The organism is Staphylococcus sp. GDY8P72P (assembly GCF_016890655.1).
Lineage (GTDB): Bacteria > Bacillota > Bacilli > Staphylococcales > Staphylococcaceae > Staphylococcus > Staphylococcus arlettae.
In genome coordinates this window covers 97,269-111,276 of sequence record NZ_JAFEQJ010000005.1, presented here as the reverse complement: position 1 = coordinate 111,276, position 14,008 = coordinate 97,269, and the positions used below count along the sequence as shown (strand labels likewise).

16 protein-coding genes are annotated in these 14,008 nt (G+C 32.2%); 13 read left to right on the top strand and 3 right to left on the bottom strand.

Features of this window, described 5'->3' with window-relative positions; all coding sequences use genetic code 11:
* Window positions 1-402 precede the first annotated feature (402 nt).
* The 5 genes from JVU85_RS00910 to JVU85_RS00895 all read left to right on the top strand — a co-directional run bounded on the left by JVU85_RS00910 (window position 403) and on the right by JVU85_RS00895 (window position 3,274).
* Entirely contained in the window at window positions 403-939 is a 537-nt protein-coding gene (locus JVU85_RS00910; RefSeq protein WP_142019367.1) for a VOC family protein, read from the top strand.
* Between the two features lie 114 nt (window positions 940-1,053).
* On the top strand, window positions 1,054-1,383 hold the full coding sequence (locus tag JVU85_RS00905) for a thioredoxin family protein (protein ID WP_103388552.1): 330 nt from the start codon (window positions 1,054-1,056) through the stop codon (window positions 1,381-1,383).
* Window positions 1,384-1,704: 321 nt separating this feature from the next.
* Complete coding sequence (locus JVU85_RS13905) at window positions 1,705-1,872, top strand: hypothetical protein (RefSeq protein ID WP_239441150.1); 168 nt, start codon at window positions 1,705-1,707, stop codon at window positions 1,870-1,872.
* A 12-nt stretch (window positions 1,873-1,884) separates the two neighbouring features.
* A complete protein-coding gene (locus tag JVU85_RS13900; protein WP_343283662.1) occupies window positions 1,885-2,220 on the top strand; it encodes a GNAT family N-acetyltransferase in 336 nt (111 codons plus the stop codon).
* A gap of 79 nt (window positions 2,221-2,299) precedes the next feature.
* Entirely contained in the window at window positions 2,300-3,274 is a 975-nt protein-coding gene (locus JVU85_RS00895; RefSeq protein WP_204171586.1) for an alpha/beta hydrolase fold domain-containing protein, read from the top strand.
* A gap of 117 nt (window positions 3,275-3,391) precedes the next feature.
* Here JVU85_RS00895 and JVU85_RS00890 read toward each other — a convergent pair whose 3' ends face one another.
* Window positions 3,392-4,303, bottom strand: coding sequence for a DMT family transporter (locus tag JVU85_RS00890; RefSeq protein ID WP_481906198.1), 912 nt, complete (start codon window positions 4,301-4,303; stop codon window positions 3,392-3,394).
* Window positions 4,304-4,401: 98 nt separating this feature from the next.
* On the opposite strand from JVU85_RS00890, the gene JVU85_RS00885 reads away from it, so the two are divergent.
* The gene (locus tag JVU85_RS00885) at window positions 4,402-5,283 is read left to right on the top strand and encodes an AraC family transcriptional regulator (protein WP_204171584.1); all 882 of its coding nucleotides are present in this window, start codon (window positions 4,402-4,404) and stop codon (window positions 5,281-5,283) included.
* Between the two features lie 104 nt (window positions 5,284-5,387).
* Here JVU85_RS00885 and JVU85_RS00880 read toward each other — a convergent pair whose 3' ends face one another.
* Together JVU85_RS00880 and JVU85_RS00875 are read right to left on the bottom strand one after the other, a co-directional pair.
* On the bottom strand, window positions 5,388-6,542 hold the full coding sequence (locus JVU85_RS00880) for an ArgE/DapE family deacylase (protein WP_002509567.1): 1,155 nt from the start codon (window positions 6,540-6,542) through the stop codon (window positions 5,388-5,390).
* Window positions 6,543-6,672: 130 nt separating this feature from the next.
* Window positions 6,673-6,963, bottom strand: coding sequence for a hypothetical protein (locus JVU85_RS00875; RefSeq protein ID WP_204171583.1), 291 nt, complete (start codon window positions 6,961-6,963; stop codon window positions 6,673-6,675).
* 423 nt (window positions 6,964-7,386) lie between these two features.
* On the opposite strand from JVU85_RS00875, the gene pgsB reads away from it, so the two are divergent.
* From pgsB to JVU85_RS00840, 7 genes are all read left to right on the top strand, one after another.
* Complete coding sequence (pgsB, locus tag JVU85_RS00870; RefSeq protein WP_002509565.1) at window positions 7,387-8,544, top strand: poly-gamma-glutamate synthase PgsB; 1,158 nt, start codon at window positions 7,387-7,389, stop codon at window positions 8,542-8,544.
* Window position 8,545: 1 nt separating this feature from the next.
* On the top strand, window positions 8,546-8,998 hold the full coding sequence (pgsC, locus tag JVU85_RS00865) for a poly-gamma-glutamate biosynthesis protein PgsC (protein WP_021459592.1): 453 nt from the start codon (window positions 8,546-8,548) through the stop codon (window positions 8,996-8,998).
* A gap of 15 nt (window positions 8,999-9,013) precedes the next feature.
* Complete coding sequence (locus tag JVU85_RS00860; RefSeq protein ID WP_103388555.1) at window positions 9,014-10,090, top strand: CapA family protein; 1,077 nt, start codon at window positions 9,014-9,016, stop codon at window positions 10,088-10,090.
* Window positions 10,074-10,235 carry a hypothetical protein gene (locus tag JVU85_RS00855; RefSeq protein ID WP_002509562.1) on the top strand — a complete coding sequence of 54 codons (162 nt, stop codon included), beginning with the start codon at window positions 10,074-10,076 and terminating at the stop codon, window positions 10,233-10,235. Before JVU85_RS00860 ends, JVU85_RS00855 begins: the two co-directional genes overlap by 17 nt.
* A 1-nt stretch (window position 10,236) precedes the next feature.
* Window positions 10,237-11,841, top strand: a complete 1,605-nt coding sequence (locus JVU85_RS00850) for a gamma-glutamyltransferase (RefSeq protein ID WP_107374072.1) — start codon at window positions 10,237-10,239, stop codon at window positions 11,839-11,841.
* A 430-nt stretch (window positions 11,842-12,271) separates the two neighbouring features.
* On the top strand, window positions 12,272-12,988 hold the full coding sequence (locus JVU85_RS00845; protein WP_002509560.1) for a D-ribitol-5-phosphate cytidylyltransferase: 717 nt from the start codon (window positions 12,272-12,274) through the stop codon (window positions 12,986-12,988).
* Window positions 12,981-14,006 (top strand): ribitol-5-phosphate dehydrogenase, encoded by a 1,026-nt coding sequence (locus tag JVU85_RS00840; RefSeq protein WP_021459590.1) that lies wholly within the window; start codon window positions 12,981-12,983, stop codon window positions 14,004-14,006. The genes JVU85_RS00845 and JVU85_RS00840 overlap by 8 nt, the downstream gene beginning before the upstream one ends.
* Window positions 14,007-14,008 lie beyond the last annotated feature (2 nt).

The following is a 14,008-nucleotide window of genomic DNA, read 5'->3' as shown; positions in this document are numbered from 1 at the left end:
AAAAAAGCTCGGTTTGAAGCGTATTTTCAATGCAGTCAGCTACTGCCAATATTAAAAGAGGTTGGAACAAATCAATGAACTGCACCCAGTCAAGTAGACAAGTAAATAATTAAAAAATTGGTTATCTTTCTAAAAATGCTGTGTTTAGTTTATTAGATGAGAATATAGACAACGAATTATAATTTGTAAATGGTGTGTAGAAAAACTATGAGCGGAATTAATGTGTATTTATAGTTACGATGTTATGGTAGGTACAAATTGTATACTGATAGTAAAAATATTTATTAAATAGAAGCAAACTATAATAGGTTAGACGCTTACTTAATGAAATTGAACTGTAATGTGATTTAAATAAAGGTAAAATGTAAGATTAATCAAGCGTTGATGTTAGGGGTGTTAAAGGTGTCTATAACTAGAGGAATAAATCATATTGGTTTGACAGTACCTAATATTGATGATGCGACACGTTTTTTTACTGATGCATTAGAAGGACAAATCGCATATGATAGCCAAACAAAATTAGAACCACCAAGAGATGGAAATTTTGTGGAACATGTGCTTGGGTTAACACCGGGTGCTCAAATTGTCAAAAAACGTATGATGGTTTTTGGTAATGGACCTAATATTGAAATGTTCGAGTTTGAAAATGCGCAACAGCAACCAGCACAGCGATTACAAGATATCGGTTTTACACATATTTCATTTTATGTTGATAATTTTGAAGCTGCATTGCAACGTGTAAAAAAAGCGGGAGGACAGCCTATTTCTGAACCTCATAGCAATACTAAATACGAAGACACAGCAGATAATCAAACTGTGTACATTAAAACTCCATGGGGGAGTTTGATAGAATTACAAACAGTGCCTCATGGATATTATTACCCGGGTAATAGTGAACGTGCTGTATTTATTCCAAAGTCGCAAAAGACTTATGACTAAAGTGAGATGTCATAACTTATTTTGAAAAAATCCGCTGCGCTGAAAGCATATGTGAGTTGTACCGTAAGTCATGAATGTTTCACAAAATATAGCTGACAAAAGAAGGTGTAAGCAATGACGATAAATTTAAATTCAGTTACAGCATTTTATCAATTTATAAATAACCATGAAATTGCTGTAGTTCATGTAATGAGAGACAATTGTAGTGTTTGTCATGCAGTGCTACCTCAAATAGAAGGTGTAGTTAGTGAATATCCCAATGTCGCTTTTGGTATCATTAATCAAAGTGAAGTTGAAGCTATAGCAGGAGAACTTACAATATTTACAGTACCTGTAGATTTGATTTTTTTAAATGGCAAAGAAATGCATCGTCAAGGCAGGTTTATTGATATGCAACAATTTGAAAAGCAATTATCTTTAATGTATAACAGTTTAGAGCATTAGAGAAAGTGTTATAATCATTTTATTTTTTTACAAAATTCAAACTATGTGTATATAGTGTAGGGACTAGGACAAAATAGATTCGTCCTAGTCTCTTTTCATATTGGCAGTAGGTGAATGCATTGAAAATGCGCTTCAAATCAAGCTTTTTACAATACTAGTCATCCTTGCCGGGGTGGGACGACGAAATCATTTTTTCAAAATCAGATTTCTGTCCCACTCCCTTTGCGACTACAGGTCATCACTAAAATAAATATAATGTTTCACAATTGAATTGTATCATGTATGATATAAGTATTATCAAATAGAATATGGGGGTTAACGATGAAAATAGAACGTATAACACCAGACGAAGCTATTAACTTATATCATTGTATGAAGAAAAAAGATCAAGAATCACAATACATGTTGTACTTGCCAGATGAAAGAACTTTCGAATCTTCGAATCTATATCAAGATTTAGCAGAAAATTACTATATCGGTGTAAAGTAAAATGATAATACTATTGTTGGTTATTTATCTGTTCATATTAGTGAAATTAAAAAAATCAAACATATTGGTTATATACATACAGGACTAATGGAAGATTTTCATCAACAAGGATTTGCCACAAAAATGTTTAATGAAAGTATACAATGGGCTATGTCCCGAGGATTAAGACGTTTAGAATTGACGGTTATTACTTATAATAGCCCAGCTATCAATTTTTATGAAAAAATTGGATTTAAAATTGAAGGTATAAAACGTGAATCAGTTTATATGGATGGTTTGTATCATGATGAATTATATATGGCAAAACTGTTAGAAGGGCAAATGAGTGAAGTGATAGAGAGTATTTAGTAACGTTAAAGGGGTTTGACTAATATTTGATCGCAAAATTAGTTAAAATAAAGGTAATAGTTTGTATGGAGGTTTATGTATGATAAAAAAATTAATAGCTATTACTAGTGCAACATTTTTAGCATCTTACGGTTACGCTAAAATACTAGAGAAAAGGAGTTATTCTAGTTTTTTATATGAAATGATGTTTCGTATAACGAATATGAAACGTACTTTTATGACAGTAGAAGCGGCTCAACAAGCTTTAAAGCAAGTTGAAAATACGACAAAAGCACCTTATAAAGGGACAAGCTATGATTTTAATAATGAAGTTTTAATTGAACAAGTTCATGGTTCGACGGTATATGTGATTAATCAACAACAATCACGTCAGCAACCCGTTATACTATATTTACATGGTGGTGCATGGTTCCAAAATCCATTAAAGCAACATTTTGAATATATAGATTTATTAGCATCGACAATGGATGCTAAAGTCATTATGCCGATATATCCTAAGGTACCTCATGGGACTTACCAAGATACTTTTGACTTATTGGAGGCACTATATAGTAAGATGTTGCATCAAGTAGAACATTCACATCAACTAACGATAATGGGTGATTCGGCTGGTGGCCAACTTACCCTATCGTTTGCGCAATATTTGAAACAATTGCAATTACCGCAACCAAGCAATTTAGTATTATTATCACCAGTGTTGGATGCAACATTTAGTAATCCACAAGCAAGATTATATGAACATATAGATCCTATGTTAGGTATTGATGGCAGTAAATTTTTCTTAAAATTATGGGCTGACTCTTTACCACTCAGCAATTGGAAAGTATCTCCGATTAATGGCGATTTAACAGATTTAGGTCATATTACAATATCAATAGGAACTAAAGAAACACTGTACCCGGATGCAGTCAAATTGTCCAATATGTTAAATGAACAAAATATTACGCATGATTTTTTACCTGGTTATAAGTTATTCCATATTCATCAAATATTCCCTATACCAGAACGACAACAACTATTAGTAAAATTAAAAAATATTATTAGTAAACATTAAGATTAAACTACTTAATGAGCTAGTATGGATATATGATTAAGAGAATTAAGACATATAGAAAAACAAGGATTCAGTGAACTTACTAATGTTCAACTGAATCCTTGTTTTTCTTAGCTGTCAGGCTGTTTTTTTTAATGATAGTATAACTATCAAAATTAAAATCAACAACATACCAACAAGTTGGAATGGCAAAAATTGAATTTTTAACCATAAAACACTGGAAACTACTGCTACCACTGGTTCGATAGTACCGTATAGCGTAGTTTCTTTGGCAGATAAATATTGCAAACTATTGATGAAAAAGAAAAAAGCAATAGTTGTTCCAGCAATAATACCGAATAGTAAGTAGTTTATCGTAGCAAAATTTAAACTCTCATAGTTGAAATGCCAAATAGGTGTTTGAAAATTCATGAGTATACCTGACAGCATCATAGCCCAACCCACAACTAAAATGGGAGAAAAACTATTAAGCAGTCTAGGTGCATATATTGTATAAAAGGCAAGCGATAATCCTGAAATTATACCCCATATAAGACTTGGTGGGGCCACAACGATTTGGCTAATAGATCCATTCGTTAACAATGAAAATGTACCGGTTAAAGTTAATACTATGGCAATAATATCAAACAGTTGCAAAACTTCTTTTTTGCGTATTACATACCAAATAATCACGTAGACTGGCGCGATATATTGTAATAACGTTGCAACGGCAGCATTACCATAATTGATGGAAGCCATATATGAATATTGAACCAACAACATGCCCAATATTGAAAATAACATCAATGCAAGTAAGGTTGATTTGTTTTTGAAAATAGCAAATAGTGAGTGACGTCTATACATAAGCTTATATAACGACAATAATAGAATTCCACTAATGGTTAGTCTAGCCGTGACGTACCAGTTCATATTAATACCATGATGACGAAAAAGTTCATCAGATACAGTACCTCCGAGCCCCCAAAATGTTGCACCAATAATAGCAAAACAAATGCCAAGAAATCGTTTAGTAAAAAAATATGACATCATTTATCTCCAATCATGTAAGTTAATTATATTATAAGCAGATATTTTTTGATAAAATACTTAAAAATGAGTCGAAAATAGCAAAATATTGAGGTGAGGTCATGCCGGAGCCAATCATTATAAATGAACAACAAGAAGAATTAATACACTATCCAGATAAGCAATGGAAACATGTCATACTGCATAATGTGATGACAGATATTATGTTTGGTTATATACCTTTACATTGGCATCACGCATTACAATTTATGTATGTCATAAAAGGTGAATTGATAGTACACATTAGTGGAAGTAAGCATTATTTGAATGCAGGAGACGGGATATTTATTAATTCTAATATTATCCATGAAATAGCTGAACAACAACCATATACTGAATATTACTGTTGGAATGTGGAGTTACCTCACATAAGTCAATATGTAGAATTTGAATATGGAGATTATATTTTGCAACATACCCAGCACATACCATATATTGTACTTCGTCAAAGTGAAACTAAATATGAAGATATACTTAGTTTTATTAAAAATGCAGGTCAAACGTATGATCAACAGTCTACACATTATCAACTAACGATATTAAACTACTATTATAATTGCTTAAAATGGTTATACGATTACATGGGTCAACATGTGAATCAACAGCGTTATCAATTTGATTATCGTATAAAACACTTGATAACATTGATGCAACAAAATTATCATCATAAGATAACATTAACTGATTTAAGTGAGCACATACATATGAGCAAAGCAGAGACCATCAAGCTCTTCAAAAAATATGTAGGTTACACACCATTGAGCTATTTATTAAATTATCGACTAGAAAAAAGTAAAGAACAATTGTTATTACCATTATATTCTGTGACAGAAGTTGCTATGAACTGTGGCTTTGCCACAACTAGTTATTTTATTAAAGCATTTAAAGCGCACTATCAAGAAACACCAAAGCAGTTTCAACTGCGACAATTAAATTTAAGGTGAGACTGCGCAACAACGCAATAATTTTATAGTTATAATATATTAAAAGGTGACTGTCGTTAAGACGCAAACTATAGCGTCTCAAAAACAGTCACCTATTTTGTGTCTTAATGTGCTGATAAATAGCGTGGAATAAATTCTGTATATAAATTAATGAAAGTTAAATATTTTTCTTTGTCCACATGCTCATCTACTTGATGTGCTTGAGTTATTAAACCTGGTCCATACATAATAAATGGGAAGTTTTCATCTTTACCTACTAATAAATCAGAAGCATCAGTAACGCCAGGAGAAGCTAATGTTTCTAAATCAGTATTTAAATACGTTTGGCCCAGTTCATATGCTAAGTTCACTAACTTATTGTCACCTGTAGTATAAACAGGAGGTCTAGACATATAAGTATCAATTGTAATGTCTGTTTGAGTTGTTTCGATTTGTTTTAGAATATCATTGAAATAGGATATAAATTGCTTGTTATCATGTTCAGGTATCGTCCTAATATTAAATTCAGTTTCAGCGTATTCAGGTATAGAATTTACTTGAGTACCACCACTGAATAATGTGGCATTCATTAAGGGTTTACCTAATAAATCATTAGTTTGGTTAAATTGTGAAAACTGTTCTTCTGCTTTATAGATGAATGCTACTAATGGAGAAATGGCATTGAAGCCCCAATCAGGCATAGAACTATGTGACGCTTTGCCGTTAGAGCTGACACGAATATCCATAGAGCCTTTATGTGCGTAAATAATACGATCTTCGGAAGGCTCAGCAATTAATAGTGCCTCAACATCATCCATATAACCTTTTGAGTGAAATGCTTTCGCACCTTCACCTATTATTTCTTCTCCAGCAGTAGCGAGTAAACGGAGTGTACCTTGGGTTAATAAACCTTGTTCATGAATATCTATCATACTAATTACTAAAGCAGCTAAACCAGATTTCATGTCAGCAGAGCCACGACCGTATAATTTCCCATCAACTTCAGTAAGTTTAAAAGGATCATACGTCCATTTCTCTTCATTACCAGCTGACACGACATCCATATGACCAGAAACACCTAAGACAGGACTACCTGAACCAATTTCAGCTACAAGATTCGCACGCGTGTCATTTATTTTAATAATTTCAGATTTTATACCATAACGAGAAAACAGTTGATGTAAGTAGTTACATACTTCCAGCTCATTGTCATTTACGGATTTAATTTCTACTAAATCTCTCAAAATTTGAACTTTTTCATTTTCACTAAATTTACTCATATAAAAATCCCCTTTGTTTTATAAAATTTAACCTTTGATTACTAGTATATAGAAAAATAATCATAAATATAAAATAAAAGGAATCGTTCAATACTTTGTATATTATAATCTGGAATGTTTATATCATATTTTAAGCAGGCTGACTGAATGACGCCGTTGTATTTTGTTGAATATTAGTTTTTACTTCATTTGGTAATTCAATAGTCGAAGGCAAAGCATTTAATTTAACACTAGTCTTCTTAGTTGCACTTTCATTGTAATCGATGTTTTCAACATTTTTTGTGTTATCCGCATCCAAAACAGAACCTCGCATATCATTTCCTTGGACACTGCCGACTAAAATCATAATCAAATAACCACCACAAACAATTAGAATTGCACCAAGATAAATTGCAACAGCTAACTTTACAGATTTATTCATGTTTACCTCCAAAATAAGTATATGATATGTTTCAACTTAAAGGTAACACGTGAACTTTAATTGATTGTAAAAATCTAGTAAAAATTATATTTCTTGAAGTGAATTTTTATTGCTTTATATTTTACCTTCTAAAAATTAAAAAATTATTTTCATTTTTTTGAATGATTATTAAAGTCGTATTAAATTAGTGTTGATAAGATATTAAATGGAATTGTAAATTTAACTTTACAATTTATTTACTTGTAATTTATACGATTAAAACTAGCTAAATAACTGCATGGTAGCATAGCGTTAATAGATGGTAGAAATTAATTATTTACGATTTAAATATTTCACGAAGTCGTTTATACCGTCGGCAATTAATTTTTCACCTTAAAATAAAAGCAATACAATTACTGTGTTTAACGAAGAGAGGGACTAAGTTTGTTACTTATCATCATTTGCGTTGGCTTAATATTATGGTTAGGAATTGTAGAAAAAAAGAAACATTCCTTGCGATTATCCAAAATCCCGGTTCGAATTAATATTAATGGTATTAGGGGGAAATCCACTATTACAAGATTAATTTATGGAACATTACGTGAAGATCAATATCGAGTCATTGGTAAAACTACTGGCACAGATGCACGTATGCTGTATTGGTTTACACCAAGAGAATATCCGGTATATAGAAAGCCACAAGGGGCTAATATAGGTGAGCAACGTGATATTATTCGCAAAGTAGTAAAACAAAAAGCGAACGCACTCGTAAATGAATGTATGGCGGTTAACCCAGACTATCAAATCACATTCCAAAGGGATTTGGTAAAAGCCAATATTGGAGTTATTGTGAATGTGATGGAAGACCATATGGATGTGTTAGGGCCTACATTAAAGGAAGTTGCTGAGGCATTTACAGCAACCATACCGTATAAAGGACATCTTGTTGTCATGAAAGATGACTATACGGAATATTTCGCCAAAGTTGCGAAACGACGTAAAACGAAACTTATTGTTGTAGATAAAGATGAAGTACCTGAATCATTTTTAAGAGAGTTTGATTATTTAGTTTTCCCTGATAATGTTGCGATTGCTATGGGAGTTGCAGAGGCATTAGGTATAGATAGAAATGTAGCACTACAAGGTATGTTAGATGCACCGCCAGATTCTGGAGCAGTTGAAGTGAAATATTTCAATGCAAATCAAACAACTAATGTCTATGTTAACGCTTTTGCAGCCAACGAACCACAATCAACTAAAGCTATTTTAAATAAAATTGAATCTTATAACTATCCATATAGTAAACGGATTATTATTTTGAATTGTCGTGCGGATAGGGTGGATAGAACAAAAGCATTTGCTGAAAATTTTATCGAAGATGTGCCATTTGATACGTTGATTTGTACAGGTAAAAGTACGCAAATGGTTACTGATGTGATGCGACAATATCCAGAAAAAAATTATTTGAATTTTGAAGGTAGTGACTTTAAAGAAATAGAACAAGCGTTATATCAAGAATGTGAAAATGCGTTAGTGTTCTGTGTGGGTAATATTCATGGCCCAGGTAAAAAAATAGCAGAATTCATAGAAGGGATAAAATAATATGATAGGTTCAGAGTTATACTTTTCATTGTTTGTAGGCATCGTCTTAAGTCTACTATTTGCAGAAAAATTTGGTATTAGTCCAGCGGGCTTAGTTGTTCCTGGTTATCTAGCGTTAATTTTCGATCAACCGATAATGTTATTATCAGTATTAATTATCAGTTGTATTACATATTTTATAGTCAATCATGGAATTAGTAGGGTGGTTATTTTATACGGCCGTAGGAAGTTTGCGGCAATGATTTTAACTGGTATGGTACTGAAATTTATATTTGACTTGATGTACCCCATAACCCCCTTTGAGATGGTTGAAATGTCCGGCATAGGGGTGGTAATTCCTGGCATTATTGCGAATACAATTCAAAAGCAAGGTGCAATTATCACATTATCTACATGTATGTTACTGACATGTATTACATATGTCATCCTATTCTTTTACAGCTTTATCAACTAGTTAGGAGCATGGAATATGAAGAAATCAAAACGATTTACAATAGATGAACGTGTTCTGAAATGGACGAAGCGGCATAAAAAATATAATTTGATGTACACTTCAATTATTTTGATTATTGCTGTAGTGTTATTGATATTTGCTATGAAAGCACAAAAAATTACACCAGTAGAAGTAATGGCTAAACCTAATAATGAATTAAGGATGACTTATCTAGGAAATATCAATATGAATGACCATATCAGAAAAAATAATCTAAATGACACATTTGGTGCAGTTAAAGATATCTTGAAAGGAAGTGATTATTCAACAACTAGTTTACATTTGTCCCAATTTTCAGATGATCAAAAAGTGAATATGCAAGAAAATATTGATAATATCATGTATTTGAAATCATTGAATATGAAAAGTGTTAATTTGATAAATGAAACATTAGATAACGTGCAAGCACGAGATTTACAAAGAGCAGTTGAAGCACAGACAGGATATAACTTCTTAACAGGGAATGGTTCTAATCCAATCAATAGTAAAACAGTACAACAAGATATTAAAGGTAAAAAGGTAGCTAATGTCTCCTTTACTGATATTGAGTCAGATTACAGTGATACATTAAAAAATACAACATCAATTAGTTTAGAACCAAGCATATTTATACCGTTAATCAAGAAATTAAAAGAACAAAATGATTATGTTGTAGTTAATGTTGACTGGGGGATACCAGATGAAAGACATGTAACAACACGCCAACAAAAATATGCGCACGCGTTAGCAGATGCTGGTGCAGATGTTATTATCGGCCATAATACAGTAGTACAAGAAATTGAAAAATATAAAGATACTGATATCTTCTACAGTTTAGGTAACGTAACATCTGAAAACTTCCTTTCAAAAAACCAACAAGGATTAGCAGTACAACAAAATTGGAATGGTAAAACATCAGACTTTAAAGTAACCCCATTACGTTCGAAAGCTGGAAAAGTTTCTAAAGCAAATCCAAATAAGGTAGAAGAAAAGAAATTATTAAACACACTTGAAAGTGACACTATTAATCTTAAAAAAGAGAAAGGAGGCTACCATTATGAACCTAAAAAATAATTGGTTAAGTATTACGGTAATTTCAATCATTTTAGTTATTTTCTTGATGATTGTGTTTGCAAATGCCAATGAAGGTTTAGATAAATATGAACAAAACGAACTAGAAGCTAAACACCATCAATATTTATCTAAAGGGGCAAGCTAATATGAGTATATACAATAAGAAAACACTCATCGTCATATTGATTTTAACTATGCTTATATCGATACTCTTTTTTATGATTACCAAAAAAGATAATTATGATAAAGATGAATTATATGAAAATAAAATTGCAGATCATAACCAAACAAATGCGAATAAGAAGTATGGTGTAGCGTCAAACAATCCTATTGCTACCAAAGTGGGTAATAAAATTATTGAAGATGGAGGTAACGCAGTTGATGCATCAATAGGTGTTTCATATGCATTGGCGGTGACTGAGCCTCACTCTTCTGGTTTAGGTGGCGGTGGTGCCATGTTGTATTATGATGGACAAGAAAATGTACCACCTAAACAGTGGCAATATAAAGATATCTCTTCTTTTAAATATAAAAAAGGGGATAAAATTGGTACGCCAGGATTTGTAGATGGCATGCATACAGTACATAAAGATGCTGGGAAAATGTCTGAAAAAGATATTTTAAATCATGTTATTCCATTAGCCGAAGAAGGTTTTGAAGTAGATTCAGAATTAGAACGCAGTTTGAAACTTTATGGTTCTGATGTTGATAGAGATTCTCCTTTCTTTGATGATGAAAAAACAAAACGCGAAGGTGATGTCATCAAACAACCGGAGTTAGCTAAAACGTTAAAAGGTATTCGCGACAATGGTCCAGAATATTTTTATGATGAAATTGGTGATAAAATATCCAGTCAATTAGATGATAAATTAACAGAAAAAGATTTTGAAAGTTATAAAACTGAAAAGAAAGAACCGGTGAGTACGACGTACTTAAATCATAAAATATACTCTGCCTCTAACCCATTAGGTGGGACATTAATGTTACAAGGTTTAAAAGTGGATGAAGCAACTGGTAATGCTACAACACCCGAAAATCGTACCGATTATATTACAGGTATTTTAAAATCACGTGCTTTAATGTATCGCAATAGAGACATTGTGAATGGACAAGATCAAGATTATGATGAATATTTATCACAAGATTACTTACTTGGTAAATTAAATGAGTTGAATATGAATACTAGTATGGGTAGTGACTTCAATACAAATAATATAGATAACACGAGTACAACTCATTTTGTTGTAGTAGATAAGCAAGGTAAAATGACTAGTACAACAAACACACTATCTAGTTTCTTTGGCTCAGGTAAATATATGAAACAAGGTTTCTATATGAATAATTCATTGTCTAACTTCTCTAACAACCCGAATAGTCCTAACTTCCATGGTAAGCATAAGATTCCACGGTCATACACAGCACCTTCTATCGTGGTGGGATCCGATTATTATATGGGTATAGGAACACCTGGTGGTAACAAAATACCTACAACGCTTAATGAAGTGTTGGTTGATTACTTAAGAGGTGATGGGACTTTACAAGAATCTATCGATAAACCGAGATTTTATAATGATGGATCTACTGTATTTTATGAAAATGCTATGAGTGATGAAGATATTAATGTCTTCAAAAGTCTTGGATATAGTGTAGAAGAAAAGCGTAATGATCCAAACTTTGGCAGTGTACAAGGTGTCATTTACAATAAAAATGATAAGACTGTTGAAATAGGACAAGACGTAGGTAACAGATAATATAGACTTTAATGACTTCTGTCGTACAAACCGAATGGTTAGTGCGATAGAAGTTTTTTATTTGAACAACTTTTATTTTAATAAATATCGGGAATAGTATAACGTATATTTAGTTAATCGAGATGTTGACATATAAGGTGAGTCAATTATTCAATTACAAGTGAAACCAGTATCTATGCTTTAATAATAGTAAATAGTTACCATTTAAATAGGTTTAAATTAAATGGATATAACTAGCAAAGAAAAATGATAATTGGTATGATGATGATAATCACAAGCCTAACACAACTTAAATTTTTTTGAGTCACTTGAACAAAATAACTGTCTAGGTAGGACATGGAAGGTATATATGGAGTTAAAATACAAGTAGCTTTCGGTATACATGTTTGATAGTGTACTTAAATGAATTATTACAGAGGAGGAAATACATATGATATATGCGGGTATATTAGCAGGTGGCGTCGGATCCAGAATGGGGAATGTTCCGTTACCAAAACAATTTTTAGATTTAGATGGGAAGCCAATCATTGTGCATACAGTAGAAAAATTTTTATTAACGAGTGAGTTCGATAAAATATACATTGCTACGCCTCAAAAATGGATTTCACATACACGAGATACATTACGTAAATTTCATATTACAGATGAGCGTGTAGAAGTGGTACAAGGTGGTTCTGATCGAAATGAAACCATTATGAGTATAATTAATGTTATAGAACAAGACCATAAAATTACAGACGAAGATGTAATTGTTACTCATGATGCAGTGCGTCCATTTTTAACAAGACGTATTATTAAAGAAAATATTGATAATGTTATTAAATATGGCGCAGTAGATACAGTTATAACAGCAACAGATACTATCATCACATCTGAAGGTGGACAGGTAATTGATGAAATCCCTGTTCGAGATAAGATGTATCAAGGGCAAACGCCACAATCTTTCAATATAAATTTATTACGTGATAGTTATAATGAGCTAAGTGCAGATGAGAAAAAAATTCTCACAGACGCTTGCAAAATATTAGTTGTGTCTAACAAAAAAGTAAACCTAGTATTAGGAGAATTATACAACATTAAAATAACAACACCTTATGATCTTAAAGTAGCAAACTCTATCATTAAGGGTGGGATGATATATGATTAATCAAGTGTATCAATTAGTGGCACCACGACAAATTGAAGTTACTTATAATAATGAGGATATAACACGTGACAAAGTTATTGTACGTCCGTTATATTTATCAATTTGTGCAGCAGATCAACGCTATTATACAGGTAGTAGAAATCAAACTGTGCTAGAAAAAAAACTACCTATGTCTTTAATTCATGAAGGTGTAGGCGAAGTTGTTTATGATAGTAAAGGCGAGTATAAAATTGGGACTAAAGTTATAATGGTGCCAAATATGCCTGTCGAAGAAGATGAAGTCATTGCGGAAAACTATTTGCCAAGTAGTAAGTTTAGATCGAGTGGTTATGATGGTTTTATGCAGGATTATGTCTTTTTAGACCACGATCGTGTTGTTGCAGTGGAAGATGATATTGATTTAAGTACGATTGCTTACTCTGAACTCGTTTCAGTAAGTTGGCATGCGATTCAACGTTTTGAACGAAAATCAATAAAAAATAAAAATAGCTTTGGTATATGGGGTGATGGTAATTTAGGCTATATAACTGCCATCTTATTACATAAATTATACCCAGAAGCGAAAATCTATGTATTTGGTAAAACTGATTTTAAGCTGAGCCATTTTTCATTTGTGGAGCAAGTATATCATATTCATAATGTGCCAGAAGATGTAACTTTTGATCATGGCTTCGAGTGTGTAGGTGGTAAAGGAAGTCAATCTGCCATTGATCAAATAATTGATTTAATTTCACCTGAAGGCAGTATTGCGCTTTTGGGTGTCAGTGAATATCCAGTTGAAATTAATACCCGACTTGTACTCGAAAAGGGTATTACAATGATTGGAAGTAGTAGAAGCGGTGCACAAGATTTTCAAGATGTCGCGAACTTTTATAAAGCACATCCAGATGTAGTAGATAAATTATCGCTGCTTAAAGGAAATGAATTTGAAGTTAAAACGATAAATGATGCAGTTAATGCTTTTGAACAGGATTTATCAACATCATGGGGGAAAACTGTTATAAAATGGACGATGTAATA

Coding starts and splice junctions, on each gene's coding strand:
- JVU85_RS00905 (WP_103388552.1), top strand. CDS start 1,054: ATGACGATAAATTTAAATTCAGTTACAGCATTTTATCAATTTATAAAT.
- JVU85_RS13905 (WP_239441150.1), top strand. CDS start 1,705: ATGAAAATAGAACGTATAACACCAGACGAAGCTATTAACTTATATCAT.
- JVU85_RS00895 (WP_204171586.1), top strand. CDS start 2,300: ATGATAAAAAAATTAATAGCTATTACTAGTGCAACATTTTTAGCATCT.
- JVU85_RS00890 (WP_481906198.1), bottom strand. CDS start 4,303: ATGATGTCATATTTTTTTACTAAACGATTTCTTGGCATTTGTTTTGCT.
- JVU85_RS00885 (WP_204171584.1), top strand. CDS start 4,402: ATGCCGGAGCCAATCATTATAAATGAACAACAAGAAGAATTAATACAC.
- JVU85_RS00880 (WP_002509567.1), bottom strand. CDS start 6,542: ATGAGTAAATTTAGTGAAAATGAAAAAGTTCAAATTTTGAGAGATTTA.
- JVU85_RS00875 (WP_204171583.1), bottom strand. CDS start 6,963: ATGAATAAATCTGTAAAGTTAGCTGTTGCAATTTATCTTGGTGCAATT.
- pgsC (WP_021459592.1), top strand. CDS start 8,546: ATGATAGGTTCAGAGTTATACTTTTCATTGTTTGTAGGCATCGTCTTA.
- JVU85_RS00860 (WP_103388555.1), top strand. CDS start 9,014: ATGAAGAAATCAAAACGATTTACAATAGATGAACGTGTTCTGAAATGG.
- JVU85_RS00855 (WP_002509562.1), top strand. CDS start 10,074: ATGAACCTAAAAAATAATTGGTTAAGTATTACGGTAATTTCAATCATT.
- JVU85_RS00850 (WP_107374072.1), top strand. CDS start 10,237: ATGAGTATATACAATAAGAAAACACTCATCGTCATATTGATTTTAACT.
- JVU85_RS00845 (WP_002509560.1), top strand. CDS start 12,272: ATGATATATGCGGGTATATTAGCAGGTGGCGTCGGATCCAGAATGGGG.
- JVU85_RS00840 (WP_021459590.1), top strand. CDS start 12,981: ATGATTAATCAAGTGTATCAATTAGTGGCACCACGACAAATTGAAGTT.